This window comes from Alteromonas pelagimontana (genome assembly GCF_002499975.2).
GTDB classification, from domain to species: Bacteria; Pseudomonadota; Gammaproteobacteria; order Enterobacterales; family Alteromonadaceae; genus Alteromonas; species Alteromonas pelagimontana.
In genome coordinates this window covers 1,428,306-1,448,062 of record NZ_CP052766.1, presented here as the reverse complement: position 1 = coordinate 1,448,062, position 19,757 = coordinate 1,428,306, and the positions used below count along the sequence as shown (strand labels likewise).

The 19,757-nt window shown below is 47.3% G+C and carries 15 protein-coding genes; 6 read left to right on the top strand and 9 right to left on the bottom strand.

The features are described 5' to 3' along the window. Positions 1–24 precede the first annotated feature (24 nt). A complete protein-coding gene (locus CA267_RS06540; RefSeq protein WP_075608232.1) occupies positions 25–2,592 on the bottom strand; it encodes a family 20 glycosylhydrolase in 2,568 nt (855 codons plus the stop codon). Between the two features lie 330 nt (positions 2,593–2,922). Here CA267_RS06540 and CA267_RS06535 point away from each other — a divergent pair, with 330 nt between their 5' ends. Next, on the top strand, positions 2,923–4,422 hold the full coding sequence (locus CA267_RS06535; RefSeq protein ID WP_232367609.1) for a tryptophan halogenase family protein: 1,500 nt from the start codon (positions 2,923–2,925) through the stop codon (positions 4,420–4,422). A 96-nt stretch (positions 4,423–4,518) separates the two neighbouring features. Here the strand turns inward: CA267_RS06535 and CA267_RS06530 are convergent, their stop codons facing one another. Both CA267_RS06530 and CA267_RS06525 read right to left on the bottom strand, forming a co-directional pair. After that, complete coding sequence (locus tag CA267_RS06530) at positions 4,519–7,554, bottom strand: TonB-dependent receptor (RefSeq protein ID WP_075608234.1); 3,036 nt, start codon at positions 7,552–7,554, stop codon at positions 4,519–4,521. A 278-nt stretch (positions 7,555–7,832) separates the two neighbouring features. After that, positions 7,833–8,870, bottom strand: coding sequence for a LacI family DNA-binding transcriptional regulator (locus CA267_RS06525; protein WP_232367608.1), 1,038 nt, complete (start codon positions 8,868–8,870; stop codon positions 7,833–7,835). Between the two features lie 514 nt (positions 8,871–9,384). Here CA267_RS06525 and CA267_RS06520 point away from each other — a divergent pair. The 5 genes from CA267_RS06520 to CA267_RS06500 are packed head-to-tail and all read left to right on the top strand — an operon-like array spanning position 9,385 to position 14,073. Next, complete coding sequence (locus CA267_RS06520) at positions 9,385–9,738, top strand: hypothetical protein (RefSeq protein ID WP_075608236.1); 354 nt, start codon at positions 9,385–9,387, stop codon at positions 9,736–9,738. Between the two features lies 1 nt (position 9,739). After that, positions 9,740–10,627 (top strand): BadF/BadG/BcrA/BcrD ATPase family protein, encoded by an 888-nt coding sequence (locus CA267_RS06515; RefSeq protein WP_075608237.1) that lies wholly within the window; start codon positions 9,740–9,742, stop codon positions 10,625–10,627. Between the two features lies 1 nt (position 10,628). After that, on the top strand, positions 10,629–11,624 hold the full coding sequence (gene nagB-II / locus CA267_RS06510; RefSeq protein ID WP_075608238.1) for a glucosamine-6-phosphate deaminase NagB-II: 996 nt from the start codon (positions 10,629–10,631) through the stop codon (positions 11,622–11,624). Further along, positions 11,621–12,754 carry an N-acetylglucosamine-6-phosphate deacetylase gene (gene nagA / locus CA267_RS06505; protein WP_075608239.1) on the top strand — a complete coding sequence of 378 codons (1,134 nt, stop codon included), beginning with the start codon at positions 11,621–11,623 and terminating at the stop codon, positions 12,752–12,754. Before nagB-II ends, nagA begins: the two co-directional genes overlap by 4 nt. 5 nt (positions 12,755–12,759) lie before the next feature. After that, on the top strand, positions 12,760–14,073 hold the full coding sequence (locus CA267_RS06500) for a sugar MFS transporter (RefSeq protein WP_075608240.1): 1,314 nt from the start codon (positions 12,760–12,762) through the stop codon (positions 14,071–14,073). A gap of 36 nt (positions 14,074–14,109) precedes the next feature. On the opposite strand, the gene CA267_RS06495 is transcribed toward CA267_RS06500, so the two are convergent. The 6 genes from CA267_RS06495 to CA267_RS06470 form a co-directional block, all read right to left on the bottom strand. Then, positions 14,110–14,772 carry a YitT family protein gene (locus CA267_RS06495; protein ID WP_075608241.1) on the bottom strand — a complete coding sequence of 221 codons (663 nt, stop codon included), beginning with the start codon at positions 14,770–14,772 and terminating at the stop codon, positions 14,110–14,112. A 231-nt stretch (positions 14,773–15,003) separates the two neighbouring features. Then, the gene (locus tag CA267_RS06490; RefSeq protein ID WP_075608242.1) at positions 15,004–15,504 is read right to left on the bottom strand and encodes an O-acetyl-ADP-ribose deacetylase; all 501 of its coding nucleotides are present in this window, start codon (positions 15,502–15,504) and stop codon (positions 15,004–15,006) included. 21 nt (positions 15,505–15,525) lie between these two features. Then, on the bottom strand, positions 15,526–15,873 hold the full coding sequence (locus CA267_RS06485; RefSeq protein WP_097349127.1) for a hypothetical protein: 348 nt from the start codon (positions 15,871–15,873) through the stop codon (positions 15,526–15,528). A 648-nt stretch (positions 15,874–16,521) separates the two neighbouring features. Continuing rightward, the gene (locus tag CA267_RS06480) at positions 16,522–18,255 is read right to left on the bottom strand and encodes a M1 family metallopeptidase (RefSeq protein ID WP_075608244.1); all 1,734 of its coding nucleotides are present in this window, start codon (positions 18,253–18,255) and stop codon (positions 16,522–16,524) included. A 221-nt stretch (positions 18,256–18,476) separates the two neighbouring features. Next, a complete protein-coding gene (locus CA267_RS06475; protein WP_075608245.1) occupies positions 18,477–18,857 on the bottom strand; it encodes a hypothetical protein in 381 nt (126 codons plus the stop codon). A 201-nt stretch (positions 18,858–19,058) separates the two neighbouring features. After that, positions 19,059–19,334, bottom strand: a complete 276-nt coding sequence (locus CA267_RS06470; RefSeq protein ID WP_075608246.1) for a hypothetical protein — start codon at positions 19,332–19,334, stop codon at positions 19,059–19,061. Between the last annotated feature and the right edge of the window lie 423 nt (positions 19,335–19,757).

Genomic DNA, 19,757 nt, shown 5'->3' with positions numbered 1-19,757 from the left:
TAGAAGCGGGCGCTTGCCCGGCTGCTATTTAACCTGAATACTTCTGCCCACGCGCTGTGTTCCTGGCAGGGTTGAGCGTACAGCGATATCGTCTTTGATATTTCCTCTTACTTCGACAGGCTCGCGGTAACGCTGCCATTTTCCTTCTCCCTCACGATACTCGATAGTTACGCCTTCCCAAGGGGCAACAGCGTGAAGTTTGCCGTTGCGGATTTCCGCACCAGGAACAGGCAAGCGATAGAAAATGTCTGTCTTGTTTAGCGCAGGCAGATACTTGTTCACCATGGTTTGCGTAAACGCAAGCCAGTCCCGATTCTGCGCTCGCTGCAATTCGTCGGTAAAATATTGCGTTTCGGCACTGTAGTTCCTGCCAGCAACGTAGGGTATTTCCCACGTAGCCTGATGCCATGCGCGTTCGGCCAGAGCCAGCATTCTAGGGTTATAAAGGTACTCGGCGGTGCTGTCCTGACGAACTATTTCGCTCCACAGTTGCCCTTGAATACCGGTAAAAGACGCGCCTTCTTTTAGTGGCGTAGAATCTTGAGCTTGATATTGATTCCCCATTACGTCAGTCCAGAACTCAGCGTGCGCGGGCAGGTTATCGGGCATAAACTGAAACAACTGATAGGTATCGGTGCTTCTGGAACCCCAGTAAAAGCCGGTTTCCACGGGATCAGCCTGATAGGGAAAATCAAAATACAACACGTCAGGCAGAGACAACACGGTATCCCATCCTTTGTTCGCCATTTCCTGCGCACGCACATGCCCTTGCGCAGGAAGCAGGTCCCATATGTTCGACTGAATACTGGCTGGCAGCATATCGGGCTTCACGTGACTAAGGCCGTCACTCCAAGCGCCGGTGGTTATGCCCATGCGATCAACAATTGTTGCCACCCGCGAAATAAATAAGCTGGTAAGTTTTTCGGGGCTATCAATATTTTCTTGCTTCATTAATGCGGCGCAAGCAGGAGATTCAGACCAGGCTCCCGCGGTCTCGTCAGCGCCAATGTGGTAACGCTTAAGCGGCAGGCCGGCATCCTCATGCATTTTTTTGACCTCACTTATTACCGCTTCAACAAACCGATAGGTTGCTGGAATACACGGGTTTAAGGTGTTGTCGTTGTAATATTGGATGGATGAGTATTGGGTGGTGTCCTGAGGCTCCACTAGCCGATATTGCTCAGCTTTTGCTATTTCCCCTGCTGCTTTCAGACGCTGGTATCGCGCTTCCATCGACTTGATAGCCGCCCGGGAGTGACCGGGCATATCAAGTGACGGGATCACTTCAATGTGATAACGCTTCGCTAGCTGAAGAATTTCCTTATAGTCTTCTACGCTGTAAAACCCGTTAACGCTGGTGTCCTTAAAAGGGCCATTACCCAATTGGGGCAGTAAACAAGTCGTTTCCGATAAATCGTGACAGCGGTAAGCGCCAAGATCTGTTAGCTCAGGTAATCCGGGAATTTCCAAACGCCAGCCTTCATCGTCTGCAAGATGCAGATGCAACTTGTTGAGCTTTAACATTGCCATTTCTTTCATCAGCCTGAGGATCATTGCCTTGCTGTGAAAGTTGCGGGCTACATCAATGTGAATGCCCCTGAAGTCATACCGCGGTGCATCTTCGAAAGTACCAACGGGAAGCGAAGAAGTGGCGGTGTCGTATAGCCATGCCAGACTGATCAAGCCATAAAACTGACCCGCGGCTGAACTGGATTGTAAGGTAATTTCTTTTTCTGAAATGGCTAGCGAATATGCTTGTGCACCTAACGAAGGTGCTGACGTCAGCTTGACCTTCAGCCCGCTTGTGGCCAAAGGAATATTCCGCAGTTCAAAAAGAAATGGCAAATCCTTCGCTGTGGCATCATCAAACGCCAAGCCTGAATTTAATGTAACGCGTTTACCGGTGACTGAAGCGTTTTTAATAGTGGGAATAATACGATTTTCTGCTGCCGTTGACGTGTTACCGGCAATGGCGGAATACCACTCAAACAGTTGTGACGCCGTTGCCTGAGGCGAGTGATCGTTTTCAGATCTTTTCAGTTGTTCTTCTTTGGTAAAGCTGCCCGCGTGGGGAAGCGTATACAGTCCCGTTTCCTCATCAAACGTTTCCACTGTGGCAGCAATAATTTCTGGTTCGAGCCCCGGCGACGTTAAATAATAATTAGGCATCACTGTAGATTCAGAAATATAGGAGAAATGCCCTTCCAGAGGAATTTCTACCGCTTCGCCTGCTTTGAATCCAGTGAATTCGGTGGTAGGAGAAAGCGTATGCAAATCGCCGTTAACATGCTTAACATCAAATAACGCACTCTGGTCGCCTGTGACAGGCGCATTCTGGCCAAAATAGAGCGTCCAATCTGTTGCTGAAAACTCGGTAGGGCTGGTTAACACCAACTTTGAGCGAGGGCAGGGGGAGCGGTATTCCTTACAGGATGTGTCATTGAAATTGCTGATAACTTCATACTTAACGTCGAGTTGCTGAGCCAGCTTGTGCAGCGCTGCTTGGTTCAGCTCCGTTGCAGCAGCAACATTTAGCGCTGGGATCGCCAGCAGAACACTAGCCACCGTAAAAGATACTTTTATTCCCTGCATAATCTTTTCCTTCGAGTTAAGATGGGCCTTTGTTATCATAAAATGACAACGCTATCATTTATGTTAACAAAGTATTTCTATCAAGCAACCGTTTTATTCTGGGAGGGTGTTTTTACCTTATATTGCTAGTTATCAAAATAGTTTGATTAGGTATTTCTATACTATTCGTCAGGTTGGAGGATAGCCGCAAAAATTGTTCTTGCATGAACTGTAGGAGTACGACGGTGGGATTTGAAATCCCACCGTATTATGTGCATTAATAGTGTAATAGCAGCTAAAAAGACAGTGCTAATATGATAACGCTGTCACCAGCTGAAAGAGGGAGTATCAGTGGCCAAAATACGAAATGTGGTGATTGTGGGTGGCGGTACTGCCGGATGGATGGCTGCGGCAAGTCTCGCACGTTATAGCGAATCGCAGCCGTTAAAGATAACCCTGATTGAATCGGCAGACATTCCTACAGTCGGTGTTGGCGAAGCCACAGTTCCAAATATTGTGGAATACAACCGACAGTTGGGCCTAGACGAAATCGAGCTAATTAAAGCCACAAAAGCTACCTTCAAGCTTGGCATCCGCTTTATCGACTGGAGCAAGGAAGGAGAGTCATTTTTTCACCCATTCGCCGACTATGGCGTTGACTTTCAGAATGTGGGTTTTCATCATTACATACGGCGTTTGCAACAGGAAGGCGTTGATGTTGCCATAAATGATTTTTGCTTTGCAGAAGCATTGGCAAATAAAGGTCTGTTTGCACAACCTGCTACGCCACCCGTTTCACCTGTTGCTGATTATGCCTATGCCTATCACTTCGATGCGGCGCTCTACGCCCGGTTTCTGCGCGATTTTTCAGTTCAAAAGGGAGTCAGCCATATCTCCGGTCATGTCGCGAAGGTGAACCTCGACGGGAGAAAACATATTGCGGATGTTCAGCTTAAAAGCGGCGAAATCATCGCTGGCGACCTATTTATCGACTGCACCGGTTTTGATGGTTTGCTAATTGAGCAGGCGCTGCAAACCGGCTATGAAGACTGGAGCCAGTGGTTATGGTGCGATACCGCCGTGGCGGTGCAATCGGCTTCAACTGAGCCCCCTTTACCCTTTACCCGCTCAATTGCCCGTGAAGCCGGCTGGCAGTGGGAAATCCCGCTACAGCACCGCACTGGCAATGGTTATATCTTTTCAAGTAAGTATATTCAAGCCGATGAAGCAACGGAAAAGCTGCTGTCAACGCTTAAAAACGAGCCGCTTACGGCGCCCCGAACCCTTCAGTTTCTTCCGGGCAGAAGAAAGAAAATTTGGAATAAAAACTGTTTTGCACTGGGTTTGGCGTCAGGTTTTCTTGAGCCGCTTGAAAGCACCAGCATCTCACTTATTCAGACAGCGATAGCCAAGCTGTTAACTTTCTTTCCTGACATGACTTTTAATCAGCACGATATTGATGAAGTTAACCGGCTGCACAATGAGGAAGTTGAACGCATTCGCGATTTTCTTATTCTTCATTACGTGTTGAATCAAAGGGAACAGGGGGAGTTCTGGCATGACTACCGGCATCTTGCAATGCCAGAAAGTTTGCAGCATAAAGTGGAGGTATTTAAAAGCCGCGGCCATCTTGTGCAGTATGCCCACGAATCTTTTAACGCCTCTAGCTGGTTAGCTATGTACAACGGCTTCTATATACGAGCTGCCAGATATGATCATCGTGCCGACGTGCCTTCGCAGCAAACGTTATTGGCTCATATGGCGCGTATTCAGCAATTTATAGCGCAATTAAGTGATGGAGCATTATCTCATCAGAATTTTATTAAAAAGCACTGCCAGAGCGGCGGGTAAGTCAGGTCAACACGCCCTAATGAAAAGCAAAAAATAATGGGTGATAAATAAAAAAGCCGCCACAGTGTATCTGTAACGGCTTTTTGCCTATGCGGCTTAGAAACTGGCTCTCACACCCAGCGTCCAGCGCGCTTCATACTGGTTTTGGAACGCCTTTTGATCAGAAAACTCTAAGTAAGTCTGCTGATACTCTTCAAGAACATTTGAGCCGTTAAGATAAAAGCTTATATTTTCATCGAAGAAGTAGTTGAAACTGACATCCAGTTGCGAGTAATCATCCTGATAGAGTGACTGGAAGCCTACTGCAGCACTACCTTGCGTGATCAGGCGTGGGCTTCTTGAGTTCCAGGCTACGCGGGTAGAAAACATTTCATTTTCATACCACAGCACCAGGTTATAAGTGTCTTCAGACATACCCACAAACGGTAAGTCTTTGCCAAATACATCTTTGGAGTCCTGAGTGCTATCGGTGAAAGTGTAATTGGCATCAAGACCAAAATTTGACCACAAGCTACCCTCGCCAATAACGTCAGCTAAAGACAGCTTTAATCCGGTTTCAAAGCCGCTCACGTCGCCACCGTTACCTTGTACACTGGTCGAGAAAGGCCAGGGACCGCGGCTAATGCCGTCGTCGTCGGGTTCGTCAATCATTACCGTGCCGCTTTCGATGAAGCTATCGATATCAATCATAAAGCCTGCTAAAAACAGCATAGAAGCAGTGCCAGCATACCATTCAGCCGAAACTGAATAGTTGGTAGAGCGCCATGGATCGAGCTGCGGGTTGCCGCTTAACGTACCATTTACTACTCGTAAGCAATCGCAATCCCCATTAATGGCTTTACCCACGGTTTTACCGCCGCCCCAGCTAGCCAGGTTCAGAGGCTGCATGTTTTCAGAATACGCTGCCCGCAGAATGATATCTTCCGCGGCTTCATAGGCGATATTGATTGAGGGAAGAACATCTGTGTAGCTTCGCTCGGTGACTACATCTCCTGCATCTGGTCCTAAGCCGCTATGAGGTAGATTGGGACCGACCAGATTCTGCTTCACGTATAAATCAGTTTCTACTACTTTTACGCCCACGTTACCGCTGAAGGCTTGCCATTCAAAGTTGGCCTGAACAAAATATCTGAACTCTTTTAACTGCACATCATAGCTGGCACCGGCGTTTTCGACTCGTTGTACATTGCCGAAGGTATCTAGCTGGAACTGACGAGGATCATTGAAGTTGCTGGGATCAATTGCCCACACACCGGGAAGTCCGCCAACATCGCCAAAGTCAGTGATGTAGGAAACCGACGTGTACTGATCCAGACGAGTAGGCCCTAACAGGGTATAAGGAACCCAGGTGCCTGCCGCAATAGTGGAACCATCAACAGTCACATCTTCTGTTAAATATTCACCCGCCGCCGGGTTTCCTTCACAGGTTGCAGCAGTATGATATTGATCTACTGCTTTCCACTGCGCTATGTCGCAACCGTCGCCAAATTCTGAGGTGTAGGTAAATTGATCGTGATCCACTTTGCGCTCACTCTGGCGTAGCCCAAAATTCACGCTAGTGATAACGCCATCATCAAACTTATAATTCCATTCGGTACTAACAGTGTTAATTTCCCCTTCATCATCGGTATTGCCTTCAGAAGAAAATGCACCGACGTGATAAGCATCCAGACTAGCCATGTAGTCAGCTACGCTTTGACGTCCCAGGCCGCCATCGACCATTTGGTCGAAGCCACCGAAAACGGGATATTCGCCAGAGGCGTCGTAAGAAAGGGTAAACTGATCCTGAATACCCCCAGGAGAAAACTCGGCATAGCAGCCGCCGCCATCGCCGACTATGTTTTCGCCGTTGGTGCAATTTTCACCTTGGGTAAACTGCCCCGGGCCGGTAACCAGCGAGCCAGAATCAATGCTTAAAATATCTCCTTCACCATAACCATGGCGCATTTTTGCTGTTGCTTTGGCTCGTGTGGCACGAACTTGCCCGGTAAGCGCGCCGCCGTCATCATAGTTTAGCTCAAGGTTAAAGTTCTTAGACGTTTCGTAGTTATTATTCACCTGGGTAAACGACTGCATCCGCCACGAATTAAGTTCAAATGCGTTTACCGCGCCCCATTCGTTGCCATCAGCATCTACGAAACTGTCATCAGTCCAGCCGTTTTCAGTAGGGTAGGCGTAATCATTAAAGGAGTACCAACGATTATTTTGTGAAAACCCGCGGCGGTGATTGAAGCGATCCTGGTCGGTATAAAATGCATCAAATACAAGTTCAAAGCCTTCACTGAGATCAGCCTGAAAGGAAAACTGCACAGCGTTGCGCTCGCGTTTTTCCCGTTTGTTAAATGCCGCGAATCCCTGCGGTACAACGTGATAAACTTCCTCACCACGCGGATTAGGGCCCCAGGTGAAATTGTTATTCGCCGCGCCGATACCGCCGTTTTCCGAGGTATCAAAATAGCCGTTATAGTCGGTTGCAAGATTGACCTCGGTACTGACGGCAGAAAGCAGTACACCGAATTTTTCTGCGTTATAACTGATCATGCCGTGGTAAGTCGGGTCGGTTTCTTCGCTAATAGAGCCTTGACTAACCTCGGCACCCACTGTGGAGGTAAACCCTTCTTCCATGTCAAACGGGCGGCGGGTTTTGAGATTAATGGCGCCTGAAATTCCCATAGCGGTGTTGCGCGCATCAGTCGATTTATAAACTTCAACGCCAGAAAACAATTGCGAAGGCAAATCACCAAAATCTGCGCCAGATGAATCGATAGTGGTAGCGCTCAAAAACACTTCGCCATTGAGCGTGGTGTCTACCTGAGGTAATCCACGAATCTGAATGGGACCGCCTTCACCAGCCGTACGTTCTATCTGCACGCCCGTAATACGCTGCAGAGAATCTGCAATGGTGACATCGGGTAACTTACCGATATCTTCTGCTGCGATCGCATCAACAATCGAACTGGAATAACGTTTTAAATTAATGGAAGCTTCGGTTGAACCTTTTATTCCCCGTACTTCAATTCGTTCCAGATCTGCTGGAGAGTTTTGTGCAAATACTGGCGCAGCAACAGCACTGCCAATAAGTACAGACAGATGTATGCACCGCGTAATTTTATTAAGTTTAATAGTGTTCATGAGTTCCCCTCGTCCGTATATTCGCAATGACAGCGCTGTCTTATTGGTTGTTTTAAAAAGCCGGTTACAGCTATGGCAACGTTGTCAAAATCAAACATAGCGTATAAATTTTAGCCGCGCAACATCTGATTAACGCAAATTAATAAGAATATGGCTGTTTCATTACAGCGTTGTCTTTTAATTCCGAGGGGGCGTGCGGGTCGAAGAGGGTGTTGACCAGTTCACAGTCCAGCGAGAGAATTTTCTATTGTTTCCCCCAAGGTCACAGCGTGAAATAATCAGTCGGGTAAATAAGTCGATTCGCGGATCACTAGTTCAGGATGGAAATGCACATGCTGTACTTTGCCTGAAGAACCGAATTTTACATTGCGCGCTGACTGAATAATATCAATTAGCGTTTGTGCTGCCTGTCGGGCTATCTGATCGGTGGGCTGCGCTGCAGTGGTCAGCTTTGGCCAGGTTTGACGAGAAAACGGGCTATTCTCAAACCCGGCAATGGCCAGTTTACCTGGCACGTCTATGCCGTTGAGTCTGGCGGCAAACAGTGTGCCCGAGGCAATCTCGTCATTACAGGCAAAAATTGCGCTCGGCGGGGTTTCTAAATCAAGTAAGCTTTTTAATCCTTTAACGCCGCTTTCAAAAGAGTAGCTGCCGTCTATTTCCAACTCTGGGTCAACACTCAATCCTCGATCGAGCAACGCCTCGCGATACCCCAGTTTACGTTCTTCCGTGGAGCGGTGGCCCTTATCTCCTGAGATAAACGCAATGCGCTGGTGGCCCAGTGAAATCATGTGATCAACGATATTTTTTGCCGCATCGCGGTCGTGTACAAATACACAGGGACGGTGGCTACGTTTGGTAGCGCTTCCAGAGACAATGCGCACGTAAGGAATATCCAGATCGTCCAGCACATCCATTACGCTCGCCATTTCCGATAATGGCGGAGAGAGAACCAGGCCAGCCAGTTGAGAGCGCTTTACCATCTGCAGAATTTCGTCAGTCACATTGGCACTGCTTGCGTTGCACGGGTGAATGATAAGTTCGTAACCCCGGTTACGACACTCATTCAAGATGCCATTTTGCATGTTGATAATATAGTATGCGTTAGGGTTGTCGTAGACATAACCGATAGCATACGCCTTGGTTCCGGCCAAATTGCGAGCGGCGGTGTTAGGTTGATAGTGTAACTGCGCGATAGCCTGATGAACTTTTTCAGCAGTATCCGGTTTGACCGAAGGCTCTTCATTAATCACCCTGGATACTGTTTTAAACGATACGCCTGCTAGTTTTGCTACATCTTTAATCGTTGTTTTCACACCATCTTTCCTCAGAATATACATCCCCTGGACAGGGAAAATCCGAAGGACTTAAGTTCGGATTGTTTTCCCGCGTGATTCTGCCATAAACCAGCACTAATGAGGACGATTTGTATTATAAAACTTTCGTCGAGTATGTGACGTGCCTGATTAATACTAACAGCTAAACATAGTGACTCCCTCAGGAGGCGTCCAGCAGTTTATACACAGCGCCGCTGTACACCGATGGCTGCGCCTGTCGGACCGATAGCTCAAGTTCGATAGCAACTGTGGTAGCGATTTACACTACTTCAGGGGAATGCTTCTTGTTTATGCCGAAGTATTAAAATTTCCCATCACAGGTTTGCAAATAGGTAACTGGTCAGGTATTGTGCTTTATGACAGCGTTGTCAGTTTTTTGTTGCATTTTCTCTTTGCTGAGAATAAGAATAGGAGAAGTAAAGACGCTGTAAGATGAACCAGCGCCAACAGCAAAAAACGTTTCCTGGTGTAAAATAGGGGAAGTCATAAAAAAATGAAGAAAGTATTAATCGCTCCAATGTTCGCTCGAGCAGCACACGAGTCAATTTGGCGGGATAAACTGCGGCCAGTGGCCCACACCTTATTGGCACCGCGCCTCATTTTCGATGTACTTCCTATCAAGTACAAAAGACATCCAATTCCTGCTACAGCATTTCTTACCGCAGTTGGCGATGTAGAATGTCGGTACGCTACCGACGGATTGTGGCAGAAATCATTACCTGCGCAAACGTTACTATTGAAAAACTTTTATCGCACAATACTGCCGCAGCTTCGTCGCATTCTTATGACATCAAGTGGCGTACAGAAAATCGCACAAAGCCACTTACGCGGCAGACGAGGACATTAAGTTGCAATCAAACATCACCTATTTTGTCGGTATCGATGGGGGCGGCACCAAGTGTCGCGCAGAGGTTTTCGACGAAAACGGCCTCTCATTAGGTGCGGGAGTTTCCGGGCCGGCGAATGTCGCGCGCCAGGGAGATACCGCTCGCAATTCTATTTTGCAAGCCGTGACTTTGGCGCTTACTAACGCCGGGTTAGACGCTAAAACTGAACTGGCTAATTCTGCCGTAGGCGCGGGACTGGCCGGCGCCAATTTGCCGTCTGCCAAAGCAGCGCTTAAAAATTGGCGTCATCCATTTGCAGGCTTTTCGTTCACGTCAGATCTACACGCCGCCATGCTTGGCGCTCACGGCGGCAGTAACGGTGCCGTATTAGTGGTAGGTACGGGTTCTTGTGCGGCAGCATTGGTGGAAAGCCAATTGTATCAGTATGGCGGTCATGGTTTTACTATAGGCGATAAAGGCAGTGGCGCATGGATGGGAAGGCAAGCGGCCATACACACTCTCGAAGCACTTGACGGCGTAGCCCCACGGGGCGCGTTGTGCGAAGCGGTTTGTGCGCACTATCAAACCAATTCCACAATTAAGCTGGTGGACCGGCTAAATCATGCGCCGCCAGCTGATTTTGGAGAACTGTCTCCGGCGGTAATTTCACTGGCCGAGCAAGGTGATAAGGTGGCAAGCGCTATTGTTATTACAGGAACAGACTATCTTACGGCCATTGCCCGAAAGGCACTGGCGCAAAGTCCAGGGAAACTAGTTTTAGTGGGCGGCGTAGCCGGTGCCATTGTGCCCTGGCTCGCAAAAGATGTGGCCGATGCCATTGTCAGCGCAAAGTACGGGCCGGAATGGGGCGCGTTTTATTATCAGCAATCGTTATTTCAGGAAGCCTAATATGTCCAATAGCATCATGGCGCAGGAGGCTGGCTCCAGTCCGGCCGTTATTGCCAACCAACGGGCCGAAAACCAACAAATATGTCGTACCCTCGGCGATAAGTTCCGTCAATCACCACCTGCTGGCGTTATGATGATAGGCAGGGGTACATCGGATCATGCCGGCGTGTATGCTAAGTATCTGTTTGAAATTGGCTGTAACGTGCCGGTTTTTGCAGCCGCGCCCTCTGTGGCAGGGGTTTATAATGCTACGCTGAACTTGCACAATTTTGTCGCTATCGTTATTTCGCAATCAGGGAAAAGCCCGGACATTCTGCATCAGGTAAAACTGGCGAAAGCAGGTGGCGCATTTTGTATCGCGTTGGTTAACGATACCCATTCTCCCTTAGTCGCTTTAGTCGATGCCGTTATTCCTTTGCATGCGGGCGAGGAAAAAGCCGTCGCCGCGACGAAAAGCTACTTAAGTAGTTTAAGCGCCATCTGCCAGCTTTACGCTTATTGGAAGCAGGACGACGATCTGAAAGCGGCTTTGCTTACCTTACCAAAACTAATGACGACAGCCGTTGAAGCATCACCACTTCTCACCGCTGACAAACTTGCAGGTGTGGCGCATTGTGTGGTGCTGGGCCGCGGTTTTGGTTACGCCATTGCCAGAGAAATTGCCTTAAAATTAAAAGAAGTGCTGGGGATTCACGCCGAAGCTTTCAGCAGCGCCGAGTTTCTGCATGGGCCCGTGACGCTGGTAGAGAATAAACTCTGTGTTTTGAATGTGTCCATAAACGATGAAAGCGCACAGGTGCATAACAAGCAGGTGGAGGACGTTATTCAGCGTGGCGCGCGGGTGGTGAATATAAACCTCTTATCTTCTTCGCATCCACGTATTCAGGCACTCGCCATTATGCAACGGTTTTATTTAGACATAGAACAAGTAGCGCAAGCGCGCGGCGTAGATCCTGATACGCCCCCGGGCCTGAAAAAAGTAACGGAAACAGTATGATGTTTATATGCAAGCAAGTACTCACCTCAGAAGGGTGGAAAGAAAATCAGCTTATTCGCATAGCAAACGGGCAAGTTGCAGGAATTGAAGATGCGCCCAATCAGGCGGACGTGCCTGTTTATCCTTATCGTCTTATACCCGGTTTTATTGATGTGCAGGTGAATGGCGGTGGCGGTGTGTTGTTTAATCAGCAGTGCGAAGCTGGTGCTTTGCGCAAAATGATGGAAGCGCACAGGGCTTTTGGTACTACTGCACTGATGCCAACCCTGATCACTGACACAACTGATGTCATGGTAGCGGCAGCACGCGCCATTAAAGACGCGCGGGTAGAGGGCGTGCCGGGAATTATCGGGGTGCATTTTGAAGGCCCCTGGTTGAGCAAAGCCCGTAAAGGCGTTCACAGTGAAAATTTTATTCGTTTGCCCAGTGATCAAGAACTCGCCATTCTCAATGATGACGCACTAGGCGTGGTAATGGTGACACTGGCGCCAGAATCGACGCCGGTAGAAATGATAAAGCAACTGACAGCAGCTGGAGTGCACGTTTTTTTAGGGCACTCCAACGCTACTTCAGAGCAGGTGAATGCAGCGCTTGAAGCTGGTGCGGTTGGATTCACCCATCTTTACAACGCTATGTCGCCCATGCAATCTCGCGCTCCGGGTATGGTTGGCGTCGCGCTGGCAAATAATAACGCTTACGCAGGCCTTATTGTTGACGGTTTTCATGTAGACGCGCAATGCTGCAAAGTGGCAATAAATGCAAAAGGCAAAGAGCGGATAATGTTGGTGACTGATGCGATGGCTGTGGCCGGTACCTCCTTATGCGAAGTGCCTTTTTTTGATACTAAAATATTGCGCGAAGGCAACAAACTCACTACGCCGCAGGGCACTCTCGCCGGTTCCTGTTTAACCATGATAGAAGCAGTCCAAAACACAGTGAAGTGGTGTGGTGTCAGTGTGGAAGATGCCATTGCCATGGCATCAAGTACTCCTGCTGCAATGTTAGGGGTTAGCGATCAATACGGTAGTATCGCGGTGGGGCAGCAAGCAGATTTTATGTGTGTGGATGACGATTTGAACATTCGTCACTTATGGCAACAGGGCAAACCTATTGCCCTGAGCAAGGAGTAATTTGTATGACAACCACCGTTACCCCATCACGTTCTGAACCGACCAGCGCGCTGGTCCCCATGATAGCTATTGGTACATTATTTTTTATCTTTGGCTTTATCACCTGGTTAAATGGCGCGCTTATCCCGTTCTTGCAGATCATCTGTGATTTGAGCGAAATACAAGCGCTGTTTGTTGCTTTTTGTTTTTACATCGCTTACGTGGTGATGGCACTGCCCATGTCGTGGATATTGGATAAAACCGGATATCAAAAGGGAATGGTGATTGGATTAGGATTGGTGGCACTGGGATTATTACTATTTGTTCCCGCAGCTAAAACTCATTATTTTTCGATTTTCCTATTGGCGCAGTTCGTTGTTGGCTCGGGGCTGACAATTTTACAAACCGCATCGAATCCGTATATCGTTAGAATCGGGCCTCATGAATCTGCAGCCGCGCGAATTGCGGTGATGGGATTGCTCAACAAAGCTGCTGGTGTGCTTGCTCCGATATTATTTACTCTCCTAATACTGTCAGACTTTCCTGATGTCAGTAAAGCCAGTGTGGATGCAATGAACGATGCTGCCCGCACAGCGACTGTTACTGAAATGGCGCAAAAAGTCATTGTGCCTTATGTTGGAATGGCCATTGCGATGCTGGTACTCGCGGCTGCGTTATTCAAGGTAAACCTGCCAGCTATTCGCGAAGAAGCACCCAGCGACGTACCCAGTCACGAGAGTATTCTGCGCTACCCACAACTGGTACTAGGCGCCCTAGCGTTATTCTTTTATGTTGGAGTGGAAGTAATTGCTGGCGACACTATTGGATTATATGGATCGTCCATTGGCATTAGTAACGTTACCAGTCTTACCGCCTACACGATGGCGGCCATGGTAATGGGATATTTACTGGGTTTAGTTTTAATACCCAAAGTGCTTACGCAAAACCGCGCTTTGTGTGCATCAGCAGCCTTAGGGCTGATACTCACAGTGTGCATCTTGTTTGCCAGTGACAACACAACGGTTATTTCAGACTTACTTTGGTCCAACTTCGGGGTTCCTGCCGTGCCTGATTCCGTTGCCTGCATTGCTTTACTTGGATTGGCTAACGCAATGTGCTGGCCAGCTATTTGGCCACTGGCGTTAGCCGATTTAGGTAAGTTCACTGCTCGTGGCTCAGCATTGTTAATAATGGGAATTGCGGGGGGAGCAATATTGCCCCTGGTATATGGTGGGTTGGCTAATATCGCCGGTCAAAAAGAAGCTTACGCATTACTGTTGGTGGGTTATGCAGCGATGGGTTGGTATGGCATGACAGGCTACAAAAAACGTAGCTGGTAATAAAAAGGCCTACAAGAGTAGGCCTTTGCTATAAATTTAGCTGTTTTGTGGATGCATGTCAGACGCAATCTCAGCCTCGCCAGTTTCGGCTTTTACGCGAGTAGGTAATGTATAGCGTTCTGGCCGGTGGTTAAGCGATATCACCATATTCAGACAAAAAGCGGCGAGTACAGAAACCAGTACCAGCGGCCAGGCGATAAAAATTAAGGCACTGGTAAGTATAATGCTGTCTACCAACAACTGAAATGATCCCGCACGAATCCCATAGCGAGACTGAAGAAAATACGCCAGAATCCCCACCCCCCCTAAGCTTGACGTATGGCGAAACATAATCAACATTCCTACGCCAATTAAGATGCCACCGAAAACTGCAGCGAAGAACGGGTTGGCACTACCGATATCCACAAACCTCGGAATCAGTTCCGTCAGCAGCGATACAGTGGATACAGAAATGAAGGTATTGATAGTAAAACGCTTACTGATTCGCGTCCACGCCAGAGCGTAAAACGGGAGATTAATCAAAAAAAACAGCATGCCGAAATCCAGATCAAATGCGTAGGTACTTAACAACGCCAAACCTGCCGCTCCTCCAATCATTAAATCCTGAGATTGGAACAGGTGCACCCCGAAAGCAACAAACAAGCCGGCGCACACAAGGGCGAAAATGTCTTCAAGAACACTATGATTTGTTTTATGCATAAGAAAGGGAAAAATGAATCAGTGAATCAGGCGAGGATTATACGTGGTAGGCTAGTTTGACGCAGGGGGTCATACATATTCCTGTTCAGACATAATAGGTTACGAGGTATCGTCTACTTTACAGATTTAAACAAATGAGTAAATGCGTTGTTGCGAGAGTGTAAACCTGCTCGGTGGTTGCACCACAATTGTACGAATACGGGCCCTCATCCGATATCGTACGCGCAAATGCTAGAGCAGGTGGGTGTATTGCTGGTAAAGTTCTTCATTAAAGCAAACCAGATAAATATCCTGGATGCTTTTCAACTGAGGGAGCCTGTGTTGAATTGCGGTTAGGGCGACCTGACACGCTTGATCGGTCGGATAACCGTAAATGCCACAGCTTATTGCAGGAAAGGCAATAGAAGAGAGTTGGTTTTCTTCGGCCAGATCCAGACAGCGACTGTAACAGCTTGAAAGAAGTTGCGCCTCGTTTTGCTTGCCGCCCTTCCATACCGGGCCTACAGTGTGAATAATAAATTGAGCCGGTAAGTTAAAACCCGGAGTAATTTTAGCATCACCAGTTGTACACCCATTCAACGATTTGCAAAATTCCAGCAGTTCCGGCCCTGCTGCTCTATGAATGGCACCATCAACACCGCCACCGCCCAACAGACTGCTATTGGCGGCATTGACTATCGCATCAACGTGTAACGTGGTGATATCTGCCGTTTGCAGATGGATTGTTGCCACTTATGACCTCTCGATTAAGAATCAGGTACAGGAACGCGTAAACTCGGCTTCTGGGAACAGGGTTCTGGCGTAGCTGGCGTTAGGGCCAATGAACCGCTGGGACAACCAAATTTCGATAGCGTTATTGCCGTCGGTAATAAGAGTAAGACACTCATCTGAAACTTCAATTTTACTGATATGCCCCTTTTGTACCAGCATCGCAAAGCCCGTAAAATAGCGGGAAAGAGCATTATGACGAATAGTGATGAAGTCATCTACATCGAGAAGCACATGGGAAGGTCTGTTAAAACACTGCGAACGCATAACCCATAAATAAAAAATGGTAAAAGCGACAACTACAAAAACAACAGCAGATAAATAGACTGACATAAACATACCTTTGCGTGTAATTAGGTACAGAACTTCCTGTTATCCGTGTCGCCTCTTTAGACGATAAAGTAAAGCATTTCCTTTAAGACATCAGAAGTGGTTATAAATTCGTTTTTTACTGCGCTTCCACAATGTTCACTCATTTGCCTATCGCAATAAGATAGCCAAAGCAGTGGTAAGTGACACCTTCAACAGTAAAAATATAACATAGTTATAATAATAATCATCAATAAAATCATCATTAATAAAACACTTTGTTAACACGTTGTGGCGATTGGTAAAACGCCAACTTATCTGTGAGGCGGGTTTCCTTGAATATGAGCTTTTACTATAGGAAGCGGGGCGGCTACGCTCAACGGATCCCTTTTTCTGCATAGCAATTTCGGGAACGGTCAGGTACCACCCCTCAGGGATAAATCGCGAATAATTTTAAGCGATAAGTGAAGATTTCTTAGCCGAGCTTCTGGAGCATGTATACTTTGCTTATACCCTGAGACTGCTGAATTTTCACTCATTCATGCACTTGCCCTAAGGTATCCGTTCATGAATGTGTCTTTCATTACACTTTCTGCTTTCTCTACGCTGATCACTTCTTGATGCGGTTCGACGTTACTTAGCGCTGGCCGGAAGCCAGCGCTAAGCGTGGCGCTATTTCTTTTCAGCTAGCTTCTTTTTCTTAAGTGCTTCGTACTCTTTAAAATCTACATAGCGTTGCTCATAACGCAAAACTTTAGAAGCAGGGTCCGCTATAACAGTATCTATAGGAGTAATAGGTAACTGCTGCGGGCTACTTAGATCAAGAGTGTGAACTTTTCCATTTACGCTTACCTCCAATGGCATGGGAAAGGGGAGGCCGCTATCAGTTTGCCACGCAAATGTTACGCTGGTATCGGTTCTGGTGACCAGTAACTTCGGTAACGGCGCGTGGTACAGGTAGACATCAAAAAACCAGTCCAAGTCCTGCCCGGTATTGCGGTTTACAATATCGATAAAGTCCTGGGTATTTTTAAATACGGGTGAAAAATTGCCGGGCTTGGGAGCGGGCGTGCCGTAGACAATCTCTTTTACCGAACGGAAAAATGCGTCGTCGCCTATCAGGTAACGTAAAGTATGCATCACCCAAGAGCCTTTATAGTAAATATCCAGTCCAGGCCCGTTTTCATATACATCTTCTTCTTTAAGACGTTTATTGCTGACAATCGGATGCTGGTTGATAATCCCTTTGCGCTGATTATTCAGGCTAGACATATAGGCAAGGTCACCATGAAGATACTGAGCATAAAGCGGCTGCATGTAGCTTCCAAGTCCTTCATGAAGCCACATATGGTCCCAGTCGTCATTGGTAAGCTGATTGCCGAACCACTCATGAGAAAATTCATGCTGCATTAGCCAGTCATAACCGTACTCGTCCTTTTTATAGTCGTTACCGTAGGCATTGATAGTTTGATGTTCCATGCCCAGATGCGGCGTTTGCACAATACCCACTTTTTCTTCGCCAAAAGGATAGGGGCCAATCATGCGTTCAAAAAAAGTGATCATTTGCGGAAGCTCATCAAACAACGCTTTAATTTGTTTGGTGTCGCCAGGCAAATGGTAATAGGTGATAGGAAAATGGTTGCCGTAGATGCTGGTAAATTCAGTGGTCATCACTTCGTAGGGGGCAATGTTCAAAGCAATGCCATAGGTATTGTGTAACGAAACCGTCTGCCAATGAAAGGTGTCTGCATCCTCCTTTTTAATTACCTCAACCAATTTGCCGTTACTTGCGGCCACTAATCCTTTGGGGACCGTTATTCTTAAATCAACAGTCGCGGGCTCGCCGAACGGTTGATCAATGCAAGGCCAGAACAAGTCACACCCTTCGCCTTGCACTGCAGTAGCAAGCCAAGGCGCGCCAGAAGGCGTTTTTTCCCACATTACGCCGCCATCCCACGGCGCGCGTATCGGCGTTCGTGGATGTCCAGAATACTGAATTTTTAGCGTAGCGGGAAAGGTGAATAGTTGATCCTGTGCAATGAATACTTGTCCGTCTGAATTGCTGTATTTTGAAGGCGGTAACAACGTATCGTTTACCCACAGCTTTTCAATGGCAAAGCGGGTATCCAAGTCTACAGATAGCCCCTGTTGCTGTGTATCGCTATGCAATGTCAGCGCGGTTAAGCCAAATAATATTTCGCTGTCAAAATCAAAAGAAAACGAAAGATCAGCATGACTGATCGTGAGATTTTTCTGCAGAGGTTCGATGTCGCCGCCGCTTTTTAATGTATAAGCGGTGGAAAGTTCTTTTTTGCTTTCCGCTTTTACAGTTTGTGAGTTGCCATGCGCAGTGCAGCCGCCAAGTAGCGCCAAGCCTGTAAAAAGAGCAAGAATTCTTTTAGCCATATAAGTTCCAGTAGTAGCGAGTACAACGCCTTATTATTATGTAGTTGGGATAGTGGACAATTTACCACAGCGTCTACAACCTTTATTCGGCTAACTCACTATTTAGCAGGATCGCTGTCGATACCCAGCTTTTTCCAGTCCATTTTTTACCGACTGTGGATAACCTGGGATGGCGAGGGATAACTAGATGACTTAAACGTAAAAGTGCAGAATTTCAACGCCTAATCTATGCATATTGTGGGTTGTGCAATGCCCTTGACAATGGGTTGCGAACAGCCGCATGGGTCATTGTTCTGACTGCAAAAGCCGGTGGTGATGGTACCTGCATCGACAAACTCTGATTGGCGTAAACAGCGCCCTTCACACTCTGAATGATCTTTACAGCTTTGACCTGCATCACTGAATGTTTTTACACAAGCTGGCATTCCCAAACGGCAAACTTTAGTAATAACGCCCCCATCGTCCAAGCAAGCCAACACATCAATTTCCTTTAAAGCTTGTTGTTTTAAATCGCCTTTCGATGCAGATTCTGATGAATCACTTTGAAAAGCACTACAGCCGACCAGAGAACAAATAAATAACGCAGTCAAAATGACTTTCATGTAACGACCTGACAATGTTTTGATAAGCATAAATGATAACGCGCAACAGTAGCAGCGGAATTTTTTGCTGAGGCCTGCTGCAATTGCAACTTCAGCAGGAACGGCTTTGTTATGATGTGTCTATCGCGACATCAATTCACATCAATGCGGATCAGTGTTACCGGTAAACACCTGGCGGCATGACGTTCATTATAGTATCACTTAATGAATACAAGCTTCTTCAATGTTCATTTCGGCGGCTTCAATCTCGTCGCTATCGTTTTTCGTTTGCGCTTCAACAAGTTCAAATCTTGCCTGCTTGCAAGCTTCAATTTGTACGCGCTCTTCATGGTAGGCGCCGCCTTCCTGCGTCTGTGAAGCAGATTGGCGACTATCGGCGCTTTGAGAACGTTGCGGGCTTTCCTCTGGAGAAGACGTTGTAGCGCTGCAAGCCAATAACGGAAGAGATAACGTACTGAGCACTAATGAACGAATCATAAAATATCCTTTGTAAGCAAAAGCGTAGGTTAGGTATTCAGAAGCCCGAATTGCAAAAAGCCACATACAGTTGATTAATGTAAAGCGGGTGATTAGCGTTCACTGTGTTGGCACAGGGCTGCAAATCATCCTGGTTAGAATATGTACTGATCGCGGGTGCGGTTGGGTCATTTCAGTGTTTGATTTAGAAACATAAGCCGCCGTCCGAGATGCTTATTTCGCGAAGAAGGTACCGTTGGCCAGTTCATTATTGCGGATGCAAAGGTCGGGGTGAAATAGTCAAAATTTTTCTCAGCTGATGGTTTTTTGCTCATTCATGCGGTTGCCCTGATGCAAAAGCGGGATTACGCCTGCGATAGCGGATTATGTTGAGTAAGCGGAATACAAATTATCAGGACTAAAGTTACTGCTTAACAATACCAG